General features: G+C 62.2%; 14 protein-coding genes. 11 read left to right on the forward strand and 3 right to left on the reverse strand.

Features of this window, described 5'->3' with window-relative positions; all coding sequences use genetic code 11:
- Positions 1-96: 96 nt before the first annotated feature.
- On the reverse strand, positions 97-450 hold the full coding sequence (locus ACT01B_RS05045; RefSeq protein ID WP_445146285.1) for a PsiF family protein: 354 nt from the start codon (positions 448-450) through the stop codon (positions 97-99).
- A gap of 158 nt (positions 451-608) precedes the next feature.
- Positions 609-2111: an aminotransferase class III-fold pyridoxal phosphate-dependent enzyme gene (locus ACT01B_RS05050; protein WP_445146286.1), complete on the reverse strand. Its 1503-nt coding sequence runs from the start codon at positions 2109-2111 to the stop codon at positions 609-611.
- Positions 2112-2395: 284 nt separating this feature from the next.
- Between ACT01B_RS05050 and ACT01B_RS05055 the strand changes: the two genes are divergently transcribed.
- The 11 genes from ACT01B_RS05055 to ACT01B_RS05105 all read left to right on the forward strand — a co-directional run bounded on the left by ACT01B_RS05055 (position 2396) and on the right by ACT01B_RS05105 (position 17401).
- Positions 2396-3310 (forward strand): ABC transporter ATP-binding protein, encoded by a 915-nt coding sequence (locus tag ACT01B_RS05055; RefSeq protein WP_445146287.1) that lies wholly within the window; start codon positions 2396-2398, stop codon positions 3308-3310.
- Positions 3310-4104, forward strand: a complete 795-nt coding sequence (locus ACT01B_RS05060; protein WP_445146288.1) for an ABC transporter permease — start codon at positions 3310-3312, stop codon at positions 4102-4104. The genes ACT01B_RS05055 and ACT01B_RS05060 overlap by 1 nt, the downstream gene beginning before the upstream one ends.
- A 45-nt stretch (positions 4105-4149) precedes the next feature.
- Entirely contained in the window at positions 4150-5364 is a 1215-nt protein-coding gene (locus ACT01B_RS05065; protein WP_445146289.1) for a sensor histidine kinase, read from the forward strand.
- Positions 5365-5551: 187 nt separating this feature from the next.
- A complete protein-coding gene (locus tag ACT01B_RS05070) occupies positions 5552-6154 on the forward strand; it encodes a response regulator transcription factor (RefSeq protein WP_445146290.1) in 603 nt (200 codons plus the stop codon).
- Positions 6155-6221: 67 nt separating this feature from the next.
- Positions 6222-7442 carry a DUF3142 domain-containing protein gene (locus ACT01B_RS05075; protein WP_445146291.1) on the forward strand — a complete coding sequence of 407 codons (1221 nt, stop codon included), beginning with the start codon at positions 6222-6224 and terminating at the stop codon, positions 7440-7442.
- Positions 7443-7720: 278 nt separating this feature from the next.
- Positions 7721-8752, forward strand: a complete 1032-nt coding sequence (gene queA, locus ACT01B_RS05080; protein ID WP_445146292.1) for a tRNA preQ1(34) S-adenosylmethionine ribosyltransferase-isomerase QueA — start codon at positions 7721-7723, stop codon at positions 8750-8752.
- Between the two features lie 215 nt (positions 8753-8967).
- Positions 8968-10095: a tRNA guanosine(34) transglycosylase Tgt gene (tgt, locus tag ACT01B_RS05085; RefSeq protein ID WP_445146293.1), complete on the forward strand. Its 1128-nt coding sequence runs from the start codon at positions 8968-8970 to the stop codon at positions 10093-10095.
- A 205-nt stretch (positions 10096-10300) separates the two neighbouring features.
- On the forward strand, positions 10301-10642 hold the full coding sequence (yajC, locus tag ACT01B_RS05090) for a preprotein translocase subunit YajC (RefSeq protein WP_445146294.1): 342 nt from the start codon (positions 10301-10303) through the stop codon (positions 10640-10642).
- Positions 10643-10732: 90 nt separating this feature from the next.
- On the forward strand, positions 10733-12604 hold the full coding sequence (gene secD, locus ACT01B_RS05095; protein WP_445146295.1) for a protein translocase subunit SecD: 1872 nt from the start codon (positions 10733-10735) through the stop codon (positions 12602-12604).
- Between the two features lie 16 nt (positions 12605-12620).
- A complete protein-coding gene (gene secF, locus ACT01B_RS05100) occupies positions 12621-13577 on the forward strand; it encodes a protein translocase subunit SecF (RefSeq protein ID WP_445146296.1) in 957 nt (318 codons plus the stop codon).
- A 1007-nt stretch (positions 13578-14584) separates the two neighbouring features.
- Complete coding sequence (locus ACT01B_RS05105) at positions 14585-17401, forward strand: TonB-dependent receptor plug domain-containing protein (RefSeq protein ID WP_445146297.1); 2817 nt, start codon at positions 14585-14587, stop codon at positions 17399-17401.
- A 116-nt stretch (positions 17402-17517) separates the two neighbouring features.
- On the opposite strand, the gene ACT01B_RS05110 is transcribed toward ACT01B_RS05105, so the two are convergent.
- A complete protein-coding gene (locus ACT01B_RS05110) occupies positions 17518-18624 on the reverse strand; it encodes a radical SAM protein (protein WP_445146298.1) in 1107 nt (368 codons plus the stop codon).
- Positions 18625-18891 lie beyond the last annotated feature (267 nt).

The raw sequence follows: 18891 nt of genomic DNA on the forward strand, positions 1-18891 counted from the left end.
TGTCCCTGGGAGCTGGCGCGATTGTCGTTTACGCCCTGTGCCGCGCACGAAAAAAGGTGCCGGCGTGTGCCGGCACCCTGGTGGCCTAGGCGTGAATCAATGCGTCGTGGGGGCGGCATCGCCCTTGAGGCAAGTGCTCATGAACGACTTGCGGGCGTCGCCCTTGAGCGACTTGGCCTGCGGATCGGCGTTACACGCCTTCATCTTTTCCTGCTGCGTCTGTTTGGCGGCAGGAGCGGCCGGGCTTTCACCCTTGAGGCAGGTGCTCATGAAAGTCTTGCGATCTTCACCGGTCTTACCCGTCGCCTGCTTGTTGCAGTCGGCCATGCGCTGTTGCTGCGAGTTCTTGGCGGGTACGCTGCTGCTGGCAGCCTGCGGTGCGGCAAAGGCAGAGGAAGCGGCAAAGGCCAGCGCGAGGCTGGCGACCATCAGGCTTAAACGCGAAGACATGCGGATACCCTCCTGGATGACCGGCGAGTGCCGGTGGCGCAAGTCTATGCCTGCCGAAGTATCCTGCGTGAGAGGGCGTGCCCAGGGCGTTACGGGCGCGATTCATCCTGCGGCGCGCTGGCGTTCAGCCTCGCCGCAGGTGAATCAGGGCAGGCGGTTCAGGCCGCCTCGGCCTCAGTCTTGAGCTTGCGCGGACCTTGCAGCAAAGCCTGGCTCACGTGAGCCACCACCAGATCCACCTCGGCACTGGTCACCAGGAAATGCGGGGTGAAGCGCAGCGAGTTGGTACCGCCGTGGATCACGCCGACGCCGCGCACGCGCATGTACTCCTCGATGGAGTCCGCGCCGTAGCACTTGAACTCCGGCGACAGCTCGCAGGAAAACAGCAGGCCGGTGCCCTGGACCTTGGTGATGAGGCCGCCCAGTTCGTTCTTCAGCAGGTTGAGCTTGTCGACGAATTCACGGCCACGTTCGCCGATGTTGCGTCGTACGTCGTCGGACATCTCGCCAAGCGTGGCAAGGGCTACGTCGAGCGCGCGCGGATTGGCGGTCATGGTGTTGCCGTAGATGCCCTTGCGGTACAGCTTGGCAACGCGTTCGCTCACGGCCAGCACCGACAGCGGATATTGGCCCGCGTTGAGCGCCTTGGAGAAGGTCTCCATGTCGGGCGGGGCCAGCTTTTCGAAACCCGGATAGTCGGTTAACGAAAGCACGCCGTGGGCACGCAGACCCGCTTGGATGGAGTCGACCAGCAGCAGCGCGCCGTGTGCTTCGGTGAGTGCGCGCGCCTTTTGATAGAACTCGGGCGTCACCGCGCGACCCGGGTCGCCTTCGCCCATCACCGGTTCGAGGAACATCGCTTCGATAAACCAGCCATGCTTGTCGGCATCGGCAAACACGGCTTCGAGCTGCGCGATGTCGTACGGCTGGATGGTCAGCAGCGTGTCTTCATTGCGGTAGCTGGCGAGATGCTGCAGATAGGTCTTGCGAGTGGAATCGGAATACAGCGCCGGCTTGTCGGTGCGGCCGTGGAAGGCCCCCTTCACCGCCAGGCGCTTGATGATGCGACCGGCATGGCGTGCGCCGGGATCGGTCATCAGCTTGGCGTTGACGTCTGCTATTCGGCAGGCCAGACCTACCGACTCCGAACCGGAGTTGAGGCATAGGTAGCGCGTGTACGGGTTGTTGCCACCGTTTCGACCCAACTCGCGATCCATGGCTCGCGTGAACTGCATCTGCGAGACGCTCGGCGTCATCACGTTGGCCATCGCCTGCGGGCGGGCCAGCGCAGCGTCGACGGCCGGGTGGTTATGGCCCAGTCCGAGCATGCCGTAGCCGCCATTGTCGTGGATCACCGCACCCTTGAGGGTGACAACCCAGGGGCCACGTGCGGCCGCCGGCAGGTAGTGATTGATGGCGTCATCAGGATAGAAATTGACGAACTCCGCCTGTGCCGTGGCGATCTGCTCGGCTTCGTCCAGCTTGAGGAAGTCGCCCAGTTCGGCACGCAGTTCGCGATGTCGCGCGACGGCCTCATCGATTGCCTGCGCCAGCTGCGGATGGCTGGCCGCAAAACGCTCGACGGTCGCGTCGTCCAAACCGGTGGTCTGCGCCGCGCCACCGAATTCGCGCAGTTCGCGCAGCTGATTAATGACACCCATGGGAACCTCCTCAAAGTCGACGTGCCTGCCGTCCCGATGGCATGCGCGTCGACGCGTCTGTGAATGCATGTGGGAACGCGTGAATCTGCGGCGTTTCCCAAGCCTGCAAGGGCTTTGTCGCACTGCGTTTCATCGGGGATGTGGCAATGCAACGGCGACCTGAGCATAGCGCGGCCTCGTCGCCACCGGTACCCCGTGTGACGCTTGTCACCTGCGCCTGCTGACGTTGGCGACTGCGTGCAAACCCTTGCCACACCTAGCATGGCGGGGAAGGAGTAAGGCCCATGAAACAGCACGCTGCACCTGTCGCCAGCCTGGTCGGAGCGGTCAAACATTACGGTTCTTTAACAGCACTAGACGGTTTAGACCTCATGTTGCATCGCGGCGAACTAGTGGCCCTGCTTGGCCCCAACGGTGCCGGCAAGAGCACCGCGATAGGTCTATTGCTCGGCTTGATACGCGCCGATGCTGGACGCGTCGAACTGTTCGGTGAGGAACCGCAAAGCCTCCGTGCGCGCCGGCGCGTCGGCGTGATGCTGCAGTCGGCCATGCTGGCGCAGACGTTGCGGGTGGGTGAGTTGCTGCGTCTCACCATGAGTTATTACCCGTCGCCTCGCACGCTGGATGAATGCGCGACGTTGGCCGGTATCACCGATCTTCTCTCACGGCCCTACGCCAAACTGTCGGGCGGGCAGCAGCGTCGCGTGCAGTTTGCGATGGCGCTGTGCGGACGGCCGGAACTGCTATTCCTGGACGAACCCACCGTCGGCATGGATATCGATGCGCGACAGAGACTGTGGACGGCCATACGCAACCTCGTGAGCGAAGGTTGTGGTGTGGTGTTGACCACGCATTATCTGGAAGAAGCCGAAGTGCTGGCACAGCGCGTCGTGGTGCTCGCCAAGGGGCGTGTACTCAGCGATTGCAGCGTGGATGCATTGCGCTCGCGCGTGGCATTGACGCGCATATGTTGCCTTAGCGGCCTGGACGAAGTCGCGATTGCACGTTGGACGCACGTCGTTTCCGTCGAACGCGACAGCGGACGTTTGCATATCCGCACCGACGCGCCTGAGAACATCCTGCGCCGTCTGCTGGACGCCGATCCCTCGTTGTCGGAACTGGAAGTGATGCGCGCTGGCCTGGCCGAAGCGTTTACCGAACTCACCCGCGAAACTTCTACGGAGCAGGAGGCAGCGTGATGGCTACCGTTGAAGTGTCTTCCACACCATCAATCACCATCGGCGAGATGCCGCTGCGCCGTGTATGGGGCGCTTATGTCGCCGAAGCGCGCAGCGAATGCCTGCGTTACCTGCGGGCGCCGGGCTTCCTGCTGCCAGTCACCCTGTTCCCCACCATGTTCTACCTGCTCTTTGGCATCGTGATGGATCACGGCGGCAACGCCGACATGGCGCGATATCTCCTGGCCAGTTACGGCGTGTTTGGTGTGATGAGTCCGGGCCTGTTCGGGTTTGGTGTGTCATTGGCGATAGAGCGCGACATCGGCCTGCTCACCCTCAAGCGCGCCCTGCCCATGCCTCCCGGTGCCTATCTGCTAGGCAAGATGCTGATGGCGATGATGGCTGCGGGGACGGTGATCGTGCTGCTTCTGGCCTTGGCCGTCGGCCTGGCGCATGTGACGCTGACGACGGGTCAGGCTGGCATGCTGCTGCTCATTGGCATGCTTGGGGTGTTGCCGTTCTGCGCCATGGGCATGTTCGTAGGCACGCTGGTCAAGGGGCAGGGCGCGCCTGGCGTGCTCAACCTGATCTACCTGCCGATGTCCTTCCTTTCGGGATTATGGATACCCCTGTCGATGCTGCCGCCGACGCTGCAGCGCATCGCACCTATATGGCCCAGCGCGCACCTGCAACCATTGGCGCTGCGGGCGCTGGGAGTGGGGCAGCTCGATCCGTGGCCACATATCCTGGTGCTCGGTGCCTATGGCATGGCCTTTCTGTTGCTTGCCGCGCGACGCTTGCAGCGCCTCGGTTGAAGTAGCATGCAGCCCCAGAGGGAGACACAACGGGAAGTGGGTGCAATGCGCAAAACCCTACGTGCATGGTTTACCCCCGCGCCGGATTCTCTGGTCGCTGCCAACACGCAGCGCGGTCGGTCCCCGTGGACCGATGCTGTGAACCTATTGTGGTCGGTCTGGGTGTTCATTACGCCGGTATTCGATCATTACACCTTGCGCTGGGCCGTGCTGACGGCCATCACTTATCCGATCTTCCTGCTCCTGTACGCCAAGTGCTGCCTGGTGTCGCGACGGGTTGCTTACCAATACGCGCTGATGCTCATAGCGCTGAGCATGATCCTGCTTCCCTGGTATGCCACCGGTCTGACCTATTTCATCTATGGTTGCATCATGCTGCGCAGTTGCCGCATGAGCCTGCGCACCTACCTGTTGACGCTGGCAGGCATGAACGCTGTCGTTCTTGTCGAAGCGTGGTTTCTGCACTTCGCGTGGCAGGCGGTTATCTGGCTTCCCGTGACGACCTTCATTGTCGGCCTGGTTGTGAATGCCCAACGACTGACCAACGAGAAGGACGCCGAACTGAGGCTGTCGCATGATGAAGTTCGTCGCCTGGCTGCGACGGCCGAACGTGAGCGAATAAGCCGTGACCTGCATGATCTGCTCGGTCATACGCTGTCGTTGATCACACTGAAACTGGAGTTGTCACGCAAACTGTTCGATCGCGACAGCGAAGCGGCGCGGCGCGAGTTGGAGGAGGCCGAAAAGGTCGCCCGGCATGCCTTGGCTGAAGTGCGCGCCGCGGTGAGTGGCTTTCGCGCCACCGATCTGGCCGCCGAACTGGCGGCGGCGCGGCTGATGCTGGAGTCCTCTGCAGTGACGCTGGACAGTGGCGTGCTGCCGCCATCATTACCCGCAGATGTCGAGCGCGGCCTTGCGTTGGTCTTGCGTGAGGCCGTCACCAATATCGCGCGACATGCCAGGGCGACTAAGGCACGAGTGTCAATTACCGTGGTGGCCAACGTGCTGCGACTTTGCGTGGAAGACAACGGTCGCGGCGGGATAAGCAGCAACGGCAACGGTCTCAATGGCATGCGTGAACGTGTCGGCGCGCTGGGTGGTTCGCTGGAGGTCGATTCGCCGGCCGGCCACGGTACCCGCCTGCATATTCATGTGCCGCTGCGCCTCCGCACGAATCCGTGGGAGCGGGAGGGCGACGACATCCAGGACGACGCGCCGACGGCCTCGGCGTTGCCGCCGCTGGAACGGCGCGCCTTATGAGGGGCATATCTGACCCGTATTCGGCCTTTCTTCCGGGGCTGGCGGTCGTCAGCGTGACGACGACAAGCACGCTATTTTCAAGCAACGGAGGCACCATCAAGATGCAGAAGGGCAAGATCGGTGCTGGCGTTCTCCCCACCGAAGGCAGGGGGCCCGTGAAGAACATGGCAGGCCTGAGGAATGCCGCATGATCCGCGTGTTGCTCGCCGAAGATCAGGCGATGGTGCGTGGCGCGCTATCGGCCCTGCTCAATCTCGAATCGGATATCGACGTTATGGGTTCGGCGGCCGATGGCGAGGCGGCGTGGCGCGAACTGCAGCGCCTGAAGCCCGATGTCCTGGTCACCGATATCGAGATGCCAGGCTTGACCGGACTGGAGCTGGCGCAGCGCATCCAGCGCCATCAGCTGCCGATCAAGGTAGTTATCGTGACCACCTTTGCGCGCCCGGGTTTTCTTCGCCGCGCGCTGGATGCCGGCGTGTCCGGCTATCTGCTGAAGGACGCGCCCGCGGAGAATCTGGCCGAGGCGTTGCGCATGGTGCATCGAGGCGGTCGCGCCATCGACCCGCAACTGGCTCTGGAAGCATGGTCGGAGGCCGACCCGCTCAACGACCGCGAACGACAGGTACTGCGCCTGGCTGGGGAGGGACAATCGGCGAACGATATCGCCGGCCAGCTCAACCTCTCGCACGGCACGGTCCGCAACTACCTGTCCGAGGCCATCGGCAAGTTGGGGGCGACCAACCGGATCGAGGCGTACCGCATGGCTCGGCAAAAAGGGTGGCTGTAAGCCAGGTGGTAGGCAGCCAGCGTACATTGGGCTGCCATGGGCGAAAGCCGGTTGCTTGAGCGCTGCCTTGTCGACATTGAACACACGTCTGTTTCGCTGCCTGACTTGGCCTCTGCTGGGTGCCGTGATGGGCGCTGCCCTGATGGCTTGTTCGGGCCGCAAGCTCGCGCTCTCCAATGATGCCTATGTATGGCAGCGTCAATGGACGCCATCGCTGATCGACGCCGTTCGTCAAAGCGCCGATCAGGTAAGCGAGTGGCGCGTGCTGGCCGGTCAGGTGGACGTGCAAGGAAACTGGCGAACGTTCTCGCCCGATTGGGCGGCGCTGGCAGCCACCGGCAAGCCCGTGGTGGCCGTGGTACGCATCGAAGGGCAGCTTGCCGATTGGAACGAAGCCACCCTGCTCACCGACGTGCAAATGGTGCTGGACACCTGGCGTCAACATGGTTTGACGCTAGCCGGTGTGGAGATCGACCACGATTGCGCGACGGCGCGCCTGCCGGCTTACGCGCACTTCCTGGCGGTGTTGCATTCCCACATGCCCGCCGGCGAGCGCCTTTCGATCACCGCCTTGCCTACCTGGCTGGGCAGCGCCGATCTCGACGCCGTCTTGGCGCAGGCCGATGAAGCCGTTCTACAGGTGCACGCCGTGCAGTCGCCTCGGGCCGGTCTATTCAATCCTTCGGCGGCGCGCGCCTGGTTGGCCGACTTCGCCACGCATACGCACAAGCCTTGGCGCGCGGCTCTGCCGGTCTATGGCATGCGGGTGAGCTGGGACGAGCAGGGGCGTGTCATCACGGTCGAGAGTGAGCGGCCGACCTTGGTAACGGGTGCGGGTGCCAGCGAACTGTTCGCCGATCCACAGGTCATGCAGCGGTTTGTGGCCGCGCTGGAGTCCGACGCGCCGCCTGGTCTCGTCGGGATTGCCTGGTTCCGGCTGCCTACCGAGGATGATGGGCGAGCCTGGAGCATGGCGACCTGGCGCGCGGTACTGGCGCGAATACCGCTAAAGGCGTCGCTCCTGGGCGTGGCGCGCGCCAGGGACGGTACGGCGTTACAGGATCTGGTCTTGATCAATGCGGGCAATGCTGATGTGTCGTTACCATTGCTGGTGCGGGTGAATGCCGCATGCAACACCGCTGACGGCATCAACGGTTACTCTGTGTTGCGCACGGCTCACGGCCTGTTTCTGCAACGCACGCAGAGTGGTCTGCTGCGTGCGGGCCGTCAGCTGAACATCGGTTGGTTGCGCTGTGGGGGTGGAACGGCCGCGCTGCATATCGATTAATCGATGCTTCACGTCGCCGTGGGCGTGGCGTGGCGGTCCATCCCTCACACCAGAGCCTTCGCGGTGCGGAGCGCCTCCTGTCGCGTGCAGCTATGTACAGGCGCCACACGCCATGCGGTGCCATCAGCCGACCGAGACCGGCGGGTCTTCGTTCCGTTGGCTGCCTGGCGGCATGGATCGCGTTGAGGAAACGGCGCATGCCAGCGGTTTGACGGGGTTTTTGGACGTCGAAATGGGGTTTTGCGCGATAATGGCCTATTCGATGCCCAAGCCCCGCCGTGAAGAAGACCGATTTCGATTTTGAACTCCCGCCCGAGCTGATTGCCCAGGCACCGCTGGCCGAGCGTTCGGCCAGCCGTCTGTTGCTGCTCGATGTGGCGGCGCAGACGCGTCAGGACCGCCTGTTTCGTGAGCTGCCCGACTTTCTGCGCGAGGGCGACCTGCTCGTGTTCAACGACACGCGCGTATTGCCGGCACGACTGCATGGGCGCAAGGACACCGGCGGCGCGGTCGAAATTTTGATTGAACGCGTCACCGGCGCGCACGAAGCCACCGTGCAGTTGGGGGTCAGCAAGAAGCCGAAAGAAGGCGGGCGCATCGAGCTGGCGGATGGCAGCCATGCCGTGGTGCTGGGGCGCGATGGTGGATTCTTCCGACTGCGCTTCGAGTCGCCTGAACCGCTTGAACGGCTGTTGCTCAAGCTCGGCGAAATGCCACTGCCGCCGTATATCGAGCGCCACGCCGACGACAGCGATCTGGAGCGTTACCAGACGGTGTTTGCGCGTGAGCCCGGTGCGGTCGCTGCACCCACGGCTGGCCTGCATTTCGACGAAGGCATGCTGTCGCTGCTGCGCGAGCGTGGCATCCAGTTTGGCTATGTCACCTTGCACGTGGGCGCCGGTACGTTTCAGCCGATCCGCGCGGATGACATCAAAGATCACCAGATGCATCGCGAGTGGTTGAATGTCGGCGCCAGCCTGGTGGAGCAGATCCGGCGCACGCGCGCTGCTGGTGGCCGTGTCATCGCCGTCGGCACCACTGTGGTCCGCGCACTGGAAAGCGCGAGCCGCGATGGCGAGTTGCAGCCGTTCGCGGGCGAAACGCAGATCTTCATCTTCCCCGGCTATCGCTTCACCAGCATCGACGGCTTGCTCACCAATTTCCATTTGCCGCAGTCGACCTTGCTGATGCTGGTGTCGGCGCTGGCGGGGCGGGAATTCATGCTCGGGTCGTATCGGCATGCGGTAGAACAGCGGTATCGGTTTTTCTCGTACGGCGATGCGATGTTGATTCTGCCGCCGGGCGGTTAGGTCTAGCTCGTCATCCCAGCGAAAGCTGGGATCCAGTGACTTTCGCTCTTCGTGTCCGCGAACGCGATCTAGTCCCTCCGCAGGCAAGCCCTAAGGCGCTGGATCCCAGCTTTCGCTGGGATGACGGGCGAAAAAAGTGGCTGGGGACATTCGACGAATACACCAAAAACCCACCTCGCAAAGCACGAATCCCCAGAACACGCGATAATTGCACGATGACTTCCATGACTTTCGAACTTCAGGCCACCGACGGCGCGGCCCGTCGCGGCCGCCTCACGTTTGACCGGGGCACGGTGGAGACGCCGGCGTTCATGCCGGTGGGCACCTATGGCTCGGTCAAGGCGATGACGCCGCGGGATATCCGCGAGGTGGGTGCCGAGATCATCCTGGGCAATACCTTCCACCTGTTCCTGCGGCCGGGCCTCGAGGTGGTGGAACAGTTTGGCGGCCTGCATCGCTTTATCGGCTGGGACAAGCCGATCCTCACCGACTCGGGTGGCTTCCAGGTGTTCTCGCTGGCGCACAAGCGCAAGATCACCGAGGAGGGCGTGGCGTTCGCCTCGCCGGTCGACGGTTCCAAGGTGTTCCTGTCGCCGGAAGAATCGATGCGGATCCAGAAGGTGCTGGATTCGGATATCGCGATGATCTTCGACGAGTGCACGCCGTATCCGGCCACGGAGAAAGTGGCGTCCAGCTCGATGGAGCTGAGCCTGCGCTGGGCCGAGCGTTCGCGCCGGGGGTTCGACGACCTCAAGAATCCCAATGCGCTGTTCGGCATCGTGCAGGGCAGCGTGTACGAGAACCTGCGCCGCCGTTCTGCCGAGGGACTGGTCCAGATCGGCTTTGATGGCTATGCCGTCGGCGGCCTGGCCGTGGGCGAGCCGGAGGCGGAGCGCAATCACACGTTGGACTTCACCGTGCCGCTGCTGCCGCAGGACAAGCCGCGCTACCTGATGGGCGTGGGGCGGCCCGAGGACATCGTGGAAGCGGTGCGTCGCGGCATCGACATGTTCGACTGCGTGATGCCGACCCGCAACGCCCGCAACGGTTTCCTGTTCGTGGCCGAGGGCACCTTGCGCATTCGCAACGCCAAGTACGCCCAGGACACCCGGGTAATCGAGGAAGGCTGCGATTGCTACGCCTGCAGCAACGGCTTCAGCCGCGCCTACCTGCGGCATCTTGACCGCTGCAACGAGATCCTCGGCAGCCAGCTGGCCACCATGCACAACCTGCGGCACTACCAGCGGTTGATGGCGGGGCTGCGTGGGGCCATTGCGGCTGGCCGGCTGGATGACTTCGTGGCGGAGTTCTATGCCCGCCGGCAGGGTGCCGTGACGGCCTGATCGACCCGTCTAGTAAGGGCGGACGCGGAACCATCCCGGCCTTCCCACGGTCCAGCCCTTGGAAACCGTGCTCCCCGCCGCCAGAACCAGTGGCGGGAGGGCCTTGCGGCGCATGCAGGGTCCAGGGGCGCGTGGCATAATCCACGATCTTTTATCAGGTGCTGACAGAAATCCCTGTTGGTACCGCTACTTGCGAGACAAGCTGATGAATCTTCCGATGTCCTTCGTGATCGCTCAGGCCGCTCCGGCTGCCGGTGCCGCTCCGGCCGCGAATCCGCTGATGACGTTCCTGCCGCTGATCCTGCTGTTCGTGGTCTTCTATTTTCTGATGATCCGCCCGCAGATGAAGCGCCAGAAGGAACACCGCAACCTGGTGGCGGGGCTGTCCAAGGGCGACGAAGTCGTCACCAATGGCGGCATCGCCGGCCGTGTGGATGAAGTGGGTGAGAGCTTCATCACGGTCGAAATCGCACCGAATGTGAAGATCAAGCTGCAGAAGGGCGCTGTGCAGCAAGTGCTGCCCAAGGGCACGCTGAAGTCGTCCTGAGGGACGGGCCGGGGCGAGGGGCGCCGGCCACAATATGACGCATAGCTACCGCCGTGGCCGTTCGTGCCGCGGCTTTGACGGATTCAAGGCATGAGTGATTTTCCACGCTGGAAATATGCGCTGGTCGCCATCGTATTGGTGCTCGGTATTGTTTATGCACTGCCGAACGCCTTCCTGCCGGTACCTGCCGTGCAGATCACGGCGAACCGCAACGGCACGGTCGACCAGGCGCTCGAGCAGAAGGTCAGCGATGCCCTGAAGCAGCACAACATCGCCACCACCGGTGTCGATCTCAAGGGCGACCACCTGCTGGCGAGCTTCATCAATGCCGACGTGCAGCGGACCGCCGCGGACGTCATCAAGGCGGCGCTGGGTGACGACTTCACCGTCGCATTCAACCTCAAGTCCACCGTGCCGGGCTGGCTTACCGCGATCGGCGCCAAGCCGATGCCGCTGGGCCTGGACCTGCAGGGTGGCGTGCATTTCCTGATGCAGGTTGATCAGAACGACGTGATCGACAAGCAGGAAACCCGTTACGCCGACGACATCCGCAGCCTGCTGCGCGAAAAGAACATCCGCTACGAATCGGTAGCCCGCAATGCCGTGCGCGGCCAGGGCGTATCCATCGTGCTGAAGTCGATCGGGGACCGCACGACGGCCTCGAACGCCATCGCGGCCGAGTACCCCGACCTCGCCGTGCAGGACGGCCCGGCCACCGGCGATCGCTACGTGCTCAACGCGGCCGTGCGCCCAGACAAGTTGCGCGAGCTGTCGCTCAACACCATCCGCCAGAACCTGGGCACCTTGCGCAACCGTATCAATGCGCTGGGCGTGTCCGAGCCGATCATCCAGCAGCAGGGCGATAGCCGCATCGTGGTCGAGTTGGCGGGCGTGCAGGATACGGCCGAGGCGAAGAAGCTGATCGGCGCCACCGCCACGCTGGAATACCGCGCTGGTTACGGCACACCGCAGCAGGCCATCGACGCCGTGCGCAGCGGCATCATTCCGCCGGACGCGCGTCTTTATAAGAATCACGAGGGCCAGCCCTACCTGCTGAGCAAGAACATCATCGTCACCGGCGACCAGCTGGCGGACGCCTCGTCGACGTTCGACCAGCAGAGCGGCAGCCCGGCGGTGTCGGTTACGCTGAACGCGGCCGGCGCCAAGAAGATGTTGGACTTCACCACCAGCAACGTCGGCAAGCCGATGGGCGTGGTCTATGTGGAGCGCGTGGTCGACACCAAGATCGTCGATGGCAAGGAAGTGCGCACGCCGAAGATCACTGAAGAAGTGATCAACTACGCCACCATCCAGGGCGTGTTCGGCAAGAACTTCCAGACCACCGGCCTGCGCAGCCCGAAGGAAGCGTCCGAGCTGGCGCTGCTGTTGAAGGGTGGCTCGCTGGCCGCGCCGGTCGACATCGTCGAAGAGCGCGTGATCGGCGCCAGCCTCGGTCAGGACAACATCCAGAAGGGCTTCAAGGCCGTGATGATCGGTCTGGCCCTGGTGCTGCTTGCCGCCGCGATCTACTACAAGCTGTTCGGCCTGGTGGCCGATATTGCGCTGTTCTTCAACCTGGTGATCCTGGTCGCGGTGATGTCGGCCATTGGCGTCACGCTGACCATGCCAGGCGTCGCCGGTATCGTGCTCACCCTGGGTATGGCCATCGACGCGAACGTGCTGATCTGCGAACGCATACGAGAGGAGTTACGCAACGGCTCCACGCCGCATGCGGCGATCCGCGCCGGCTACGACAAGGCGTGGGCCACCATTCTCGACGCCAACGTCACCCACCTTATCGCTGCGCTCGCCCTGACCACGATGGGCTCCGGCCCGATCAAGGGCTTCGGCGTGACGCTGCTGATCGGTATTCTGACCTCGATGTTCACCTCGGTCACCGTGACGCACGCGATCACCGCGCTCATCCACGGCCACCGCAAGCTCAAGACGCTGTCGGTCTGAAGAGGAACAGGCACACATGGAAATCTTCAACCACAACAGCAATATCAACTTCCTTGGCATGCGGAAGATCAGCATCGCCATCTCCATCCTGCTGATGATCGTCTCCATCGGCCTCATCGCGGTGAAGGGCCTCAACTACGGCCTGGACTTCACCGGTGGTGTGGCCTTGGTGGTCGATTACCAGCAGCCGGTGACGACGGCCGAAGTGCAGGCGGCGCTGGACAAGGCCGGCATCGAGCATTCGCTGGTCGCCAGCCTTGGCGGCACGCGCGAGGTCTCGGTGCGCTTCCAGCCCACCGCAGCGATGAAGGACGAAGCCGGCAAGGTCAACCTGGACAAGGTCGCCAGTGTCGCTACCGCCGCACTTATCGCGGCGCGTCCGGATGCCACGGTAAAGAGCCGCGACTATGTCGGCTCGCAAGTGGGCGACGAGCTGCGCAGCGACGGCATCATTGCCGCCCTCGTGGTCATGCTCGGCATCGGCGTCTATCTGGGCATCCGCTTCGAGTGGCGCTTCGCGGTCGCGGCTATCGTGACCGAGTTCCACGATGCACTGATCACCGTTGGCGTGTTCGCCTTGGTGCAGCGCGATTTCGATCTGACCGTGTTGGCCTCGGTACTCGCCGTGATCGGTTATTCGATCAACGACAAGGTCGTGGTGTTTGACCGCGTGCGCGAACTGTTCCGCTCGTCGCGCAAGGCCGAGCCGGAAGAGATCCTCAATCGCTCGATCAACAACACGCTGTCGCGAACCATCATCACGGCACTGTTCACCGCCATCACCATGGCCGCGCTGTATTTCATCGGTGGCCCGGTGGTGCACGGCTTCGCCATCACCATGCTGATCGGCATCCTGGTCGGCACGCTGTCGTCGATCTTCGTCGCCAGCCCGATCCTGCTGTGGCTCGGCGTGTCCAAACAGGACCTGATGCCGAGGACCAAGGAAAACCCGGAGCTCGCGCGTCGTCCGTAAGCAAGCATCGCGACTCCAGCGAAATAGAAAAGGCCCGGGATTCCCGGGCCTTTTTTTCTCCACCGGTGCAGCCGCTCACTTGCTACAAGGCTGACTTATCCAACCGAAGTAATGCCACGCGACATATCGGAATTACCCGATGTCCCAGGCGATGACGCTTTGGTTTACTCCCATCCGCTCGCACCAGAGTCATGCTCTTCGTGCGACACCCTCGAGTTCACCGGCGTTCCGGTGACTCCTTGGCCCCCGTAAGGGGGCCTTTCTTTTTGCCGGTGGTGATCTCTGCTCTGGCGTCCATGTGGCACGCGTTCCGAATGACGCATCGCCGTGGTCGCGCTGTATTTCATCAGTGGTCCCGTGGTGCATGCCTCCGTCATCACCGTGTTGATCAACATCATGGACGGGCACGCTGTCCTTGATCTTCGTTACCAGCCCGATCCTGTTGTGGCTTGGGTGTCCAGGCAGACTCAAAGCGCCACGCGACTTAGTTGAAACACAACGGCCGAGGTTTCCCGGGTCGTTTTTTTGTTTCATCGAGTCTGCAATTTTTTACGTGGACCGACAATGACGTGCTCAGGCCTGCCGCTGATCGCTCTTTTCTGTAAGTAAACATCAGCTCATTACGTCGGCATGCAACTCCAGATGGATAAGGCGCATCGCACATTCGTAAGTGTTTGACTAACAGCTTGTAAGCAATTGGTGCGGCGCTAATTTCCCGCTCAAAAATCGTAAGAAATCCCTTTATGGTTTTCCCCGTTCCTCCGTGACGTCCCGGGAGGCGACTGCTCTTGCAGTCGTAGGGACGAGACGTCCACGGAGGTTCCCGAGCCAGGGAGTGCTGGGCAACCAGCCAATCCGGCCGGTCATAGCGGCCGCCGCGCTTGACGGTTGGCCTCGCTTCTTTGCCCAGCACGTTGGGCCGTTACGGGGAGAAATGAGTGATGAAGTATCCGACGTTGAATCGTGGCGGTGAGCCACGACGCTCTGCCTTAGTAGGCGCGATTCTAATGAGCCTGGCTGGTACGGCATTCGCACAGGAGAGTGGCAGTCAGGCAAATGCTGAGCATGCCAAGAAGCTGGAAATGGTCACGGTCACCGGTTCGCGCATTCCGCGTGTGGATGTGGAAACCGCCCAGCCGGTGGTGATCATCAACCGCGCGCAAATCGAGAACCAGGGTTTCACCTCGGTCGCCGATATCCTGCAGAACTTGACTGAAGTGGGCACGCCGCCGATCAGCCGTGCCCAAGCGCTGTCCTCCGGTGAGAATGTGGGCGGTTCCTACGTCGACCTGCGCAATCTGGGGGCCGAACGTACCCTGGTCCTGGTCAATGGCAAGCGCCTGGGCGCCAATACAACCGGCCTACAGGATCTCAGCCAGATTCCAGTGTCCAGCATCGAGCGCATTGAGGTGCTGAAGGACGGCGCTTCATCGATCTATGGCTCCGATGCCATCGCGGGCGTGGTCAACGTCATCACCCGCAGCAACTTCACCGGCGCCGAGGCCAACGCCTATGTCGGCGAGTACGAGCAGGGCGACGGCAAGAAGCAGAGCTACGACTTCACCCTCGGCACTGCGAACGAGCGCGGCTCGATCATGCTGAGTGCGCAATACCAGAAGGAAAATCCGGTCTGGGCCAAGGATCGCGACTTCAGCGCCTACCCGTCGGGGCCGAATCATCCGGGGCCCTCCGACGGATGGAGTGCGGTGAGCCAGAACGGCTATTTCTCTGGTCCCTGCGGCCCGGGCGGTAAAACGGCGAACTGCACGCTCACGCACGGCACAGATCCCCGCAACATCGCCAACTATCATCCGATCACGGCAGCCGAATACGCGAACTCCAACCAGCAGATGATGTTGCAGACCGGCTTGGAGAAGACTTCGCTATTCGTCGCCGGCAAGTACAACCTGTCCGACAGCATCGCCTTCAAGACAGACTTCCTCTACAACAAGCGCAGCACCTTGCAGCAGATCGCGGGCTATCCATACCAGTCGGCCTCGTTCGGAACACCACTATCGGGTCAGAGCTATTTCAACCCGCTGGGCAAGACCGTCAACTTCGCCCGCCGCGGCTGGGAAATGCCTCGCACCACGGATAGCCAGCTGGAAACCTATCGCTGGACGGCGGGCTTTGAGGGCTATTTTGATCTGGGCGGACGCACCTTCAACTGGGATGTTGGCGCGATGACAAATCGCAACAACATGCTGAAGATCGGTCACGGCGACTTCAATCTGATCAACGCCGAGGCCGCGCTTGGGCCGTCTTTCCCCGGTTCCGATGGCAAGGTACATTGCGGCAGCAACGGTAAAGCGATTACCGGCTGCGTGCCCTGGAATCCACTGCTGCCCTACGGCCAGGCGGGCGCGGGCTCCCTGGCCGATCCGGATTTGCAGAACTTCCTGTTCCCCGAGTATCACGACACCGGCAAGACCACCACGGTCGACTACACCGCCAACCTGGCCGGTACGCTGTTTTCGTTGCCCGCGGGTGACCTCGGTGTCGCCGTGGGCGTGGAGCATCGCGAAGAAGAAGGTCGCTTCGTGCCGGATGCGTTCAATCAGGCGGGTCTGAGTTCTGGCCTGCCGGCAAAGACCACCTCGGGCAAGTATCGTGTGAACGAGGCCTACCTGGAGCTCGAGGCGCCGCTGCTGAAGGACATGACGATGGCTCGCGAACTGACGGTCAACGTCGCCGCCCGCTATTCCGATTACAACAATTTCGGCAACACGACCAACGGGAAGTTCGGTATCAAGTGGAAGCCGATTGATGACCTGCTGGTACGTGGCAGCTGGTCGCAAGGCTTTCGCGCGCCATCCATTTCGAATCTCTACGGCGGTATCGGCAGCAGTTTCTCCTACTATACCGACCCCTGCGATTCGCAGAATGGTGCAGCGGCGAAAAACCCACCGGTAGCCTCGCGCTGTGTCTCTGGTTTCGGCGGCCAGCCGCCGGTGGCCGCTGGCTTCCAGCAGCTGGGCCAGGGTGGGCTGCCTTGCAAGACTTATCCGTGCCAGACCGGTTACCAGTTCACCACCGGCTCCAACCCCTACCTGACGCCGGAAACCGCCACGACCCGCACGCTTGGCCTTATCTACAATCCGCATTTCGTGGAGGGCTTCGACGTTTCGTTGGACTGGTACAAGATCGATATCAAGAACGTGATCGACCAGGACAGCGTGAAGGACATTCTGGATGACTGCTACGGAGCGGGTATTGCATCGCGTTGCGACCGCTTCCAGCGCAACCCGGCTACGGGGGTCATCACCAATATGTTCTACGGTTGGACCAATAAGGGTTGGCAGAAAACCGAAGGCTACGATTTTGGTGTGAACTACCGCCTGTCCACCGCCTCGCTGGGCAAGTTTGCGGCTCGCTGGAACACCACATATGTCGACTATCTTGATATCAAGGCGGACGATAACCCGAAGACCATAGTCCAGCCGCTCACAGGTATGGGTCCCAACTTCCGTATCCGTTCCAACCTGACGCTGGATTGGACATACGGCATTTTCGGTGCGACCTGGACCATGCGCTATTACTCGGGCATGGCGGAGAGGTGCTCATACAAGACAGAATGCAACGATCCGAATCATATTGATGCGTTCAATGGTGCCTATCCGCTGCGTCGCGTCGGCAGCACGACGTTCAACGATGTGCAGTTCCGCTGGACCATGCCGTGGAAGGGCATTATCGCGGTCGGCGCGAACAACGTCTTCGACAAGGTCGGCCCAATTATGTACTCGAAGCCGACCAGCTCCTTCGGGTACTACGGTGGGTTTGACATCGGCCGTGCGTATTACGTGAAATACTCCCAGCGCTTCTAGTCATCCGCGCACGATGAAGAAAAGCCGGAATCCTTGGATTCCGGCTTTTCTTTCTGGGTCTAGGTCAGATCATGGCTATGGTGCCAGGTCCGAACGTCGGGTTTCCTGGGGACGGGTCACGGATGATCCGGCTTTAGTTCACTTTTCGACGATGCACGGAACGCGGCGCGTCGCTTCGTCAGGGAGGTGGCCCTCATGCTGGGTAGCTCTTCACGCGAAAGCGCCCACAGTGAAGTCGCGACGCCGCGCTGGAACAATGAGCTGACGGCCGAGCGGAAGTCGCCCCTGCCGAGGGCCTGTGCCGAGTCGGCCACGGCCATGGCGCCGTGCATCAGGACGCTGGCATGGCGGTAGCACGACATCATGCAGGCGTTGCAAGGCTCGCGTTGATCGGGGTAGCGATCGAAGTCGAAGACCGAGCCCATGGGCTCTGACCAGGCCTCGCAGCGCCAGATATCGAGGTTCCAGTCGAGATAGAAATACTTGCTGCCGCCGACGCAGGGAATCAGTTGCTGCTCGCCGCGCACGAAACGGGCGACCTCGTCGAGCGCTGCATTCGGATCCATCACGCGAAAACGCTTTTTCAGGCGGGCGATTTCGCTCAAGGCGTCGAGAATTTCTTCAGCACTGAGGTCGACGAGCGTCGACGTTTCATCGTAGACCAGCGACGAGGAGCCGAACGCCTCGCGCCTTGGATAGGAAAACGAGACGGAGTCGAAGCCAAGCCGCTCGAGCGTCGCAGGCAACGACTCGTAATGGACCAGACGGCTCACGGTGACCGAGGCGGAGACCGGGATGCCGAAGCTGCGCGCACGTGCGATGCCGTCGGCGATACGGGCCTCCAAACCCTGCAGGCCGCGGTTGTGCTCATGCTCGCCCATGTTCGCGCTGTCGATCGATACCAGCAGGCGCTTGAGACCGGCGGCTGCCAGCTTCTCGATGTGTTTGGAAAGGAACCAGCCGTTGGTGATCAGACCGCATTGCATGCCGGCCTTGGTGGCCGAGGCCACGAGCGCTTCGATCTGCGGGTGAACCAGGGGCTCGCCGCCCTGAAACGTCATGTAGCGAATCTTGCGTCGGCGCAGGATCGGCAGTGCGCGCTCAAACTCGTCTGGCGCAAGATAGCGTGCCGGGCCGGCCAGCTTCTTGTCGCGCGAGAATCCGCAGAAGTCGCAGGCCGCGTTGCATACATTGGTTACCGAAACGTCGCAGACTGCTGGCAAGGGGTTCCGTGGGGGACTGCCGATACTATCGGTGTGCCGAGGATCCTGCCCCGCCATGTTCCGCACTTGTGTATCCATAGAACCCTCGATGGTCTGGCCACGCGCCACACGCTACACGGCGATGCGTGCTCGCGTCACTATCCGGTGGCGGCCGTTCAGCTTGAGGCGGGGGGCAGCCAGCGGCATAGGGGATGCTAGGGCCATTCCTACATGCGATATGTGAAGGTCGTGTATCGAGTTTTCCTGAATCAGGCCAAGGCCGAACGG

The sequence above is a fragment of the Dyella sp. Tek66A03 genome (assembly GCF_052567735.1).

Excerpts from the sequence above, each read along its gene's own strand:
- ACT01B_RS05045 (WP_445146285.1), bottom strand. The coding sequence starts at position 450 with ATGTCTTCGCGTTTAAGCCTGATGGTCGCCAGCCTCGCGCTGGCCTTT.
- ACT01B_RS05050 (WP_445146286.1), bottom strand. The coding sequence starts at position 2,111 with ATGGGTGTCATTAATCAGCTGCGCGAACTGCGCGAATTCGGTGGCGCG.
- ACT01B_RS05055 (WP_445146287.1), top strand. The coding sequence starts at position 2,396 with ATGAAACAGCACGCTGCACCTGTCGCCAGCCTGGTCGGAGCGGTCAAA.
- ACT01B_RS05060 (WP_445146288.1), top strand. The coding sequence starts at position 3,310 with ATGGCTACCGTTGAAGTGTCTTCCACACCATCAATCACCATCGGCGAG.
- ACT01B_RS05065 (WP_445146289.1), top strand. The coding sequence starts at position 4,150 with ATGCGCAAAACCCTACGTGCATGGTTTACCCCCGCGCCGGATTCTCTG.
- ACT01B_RS05070 (WP_445146290.1), top strand. The coding sequence starts at position 5,552 with ATGATCCGCGTGTTGCTCGCCGAAGATCAGGCGATGGTGCGTGGCGCG.
- tgt (WP_445146293.1), top strand. The coding sequence starts at position 8,968 with ATGACTTCCATGACTTTCGAACTTCAGGCCACCGACGGCGCGGCCCGT.
- yajC (WP_445146294.1), top strand. The coding sequence starts at position 10,301 with ATGAATCTTCCGATGTCCTTCGTGATCGCTCAGGCCGCTCCGGCTGCC.
- secD (WP_445146295.1), top strand. The coding sequence starts at position 10,733 with ATGAGTGATTTTCCACGCTGGAAATATGCGCTGGTCGCCATCGTATTG.
- secF (WP_445146296.1), top strand. The coding sequence starts at position 12,621 with ATGGAAATCTTCAACCACAACAGCAATATCAACTTCCTTGGCATGCGG.
- ACT01B_RS05105 (WP_445146297.1), top strand. The coding sequence starts at position 14,585 with ATGAGCCTGGCTGGTACGGCATTCGCACAGGAGAGTGGCAGTCAGGCA.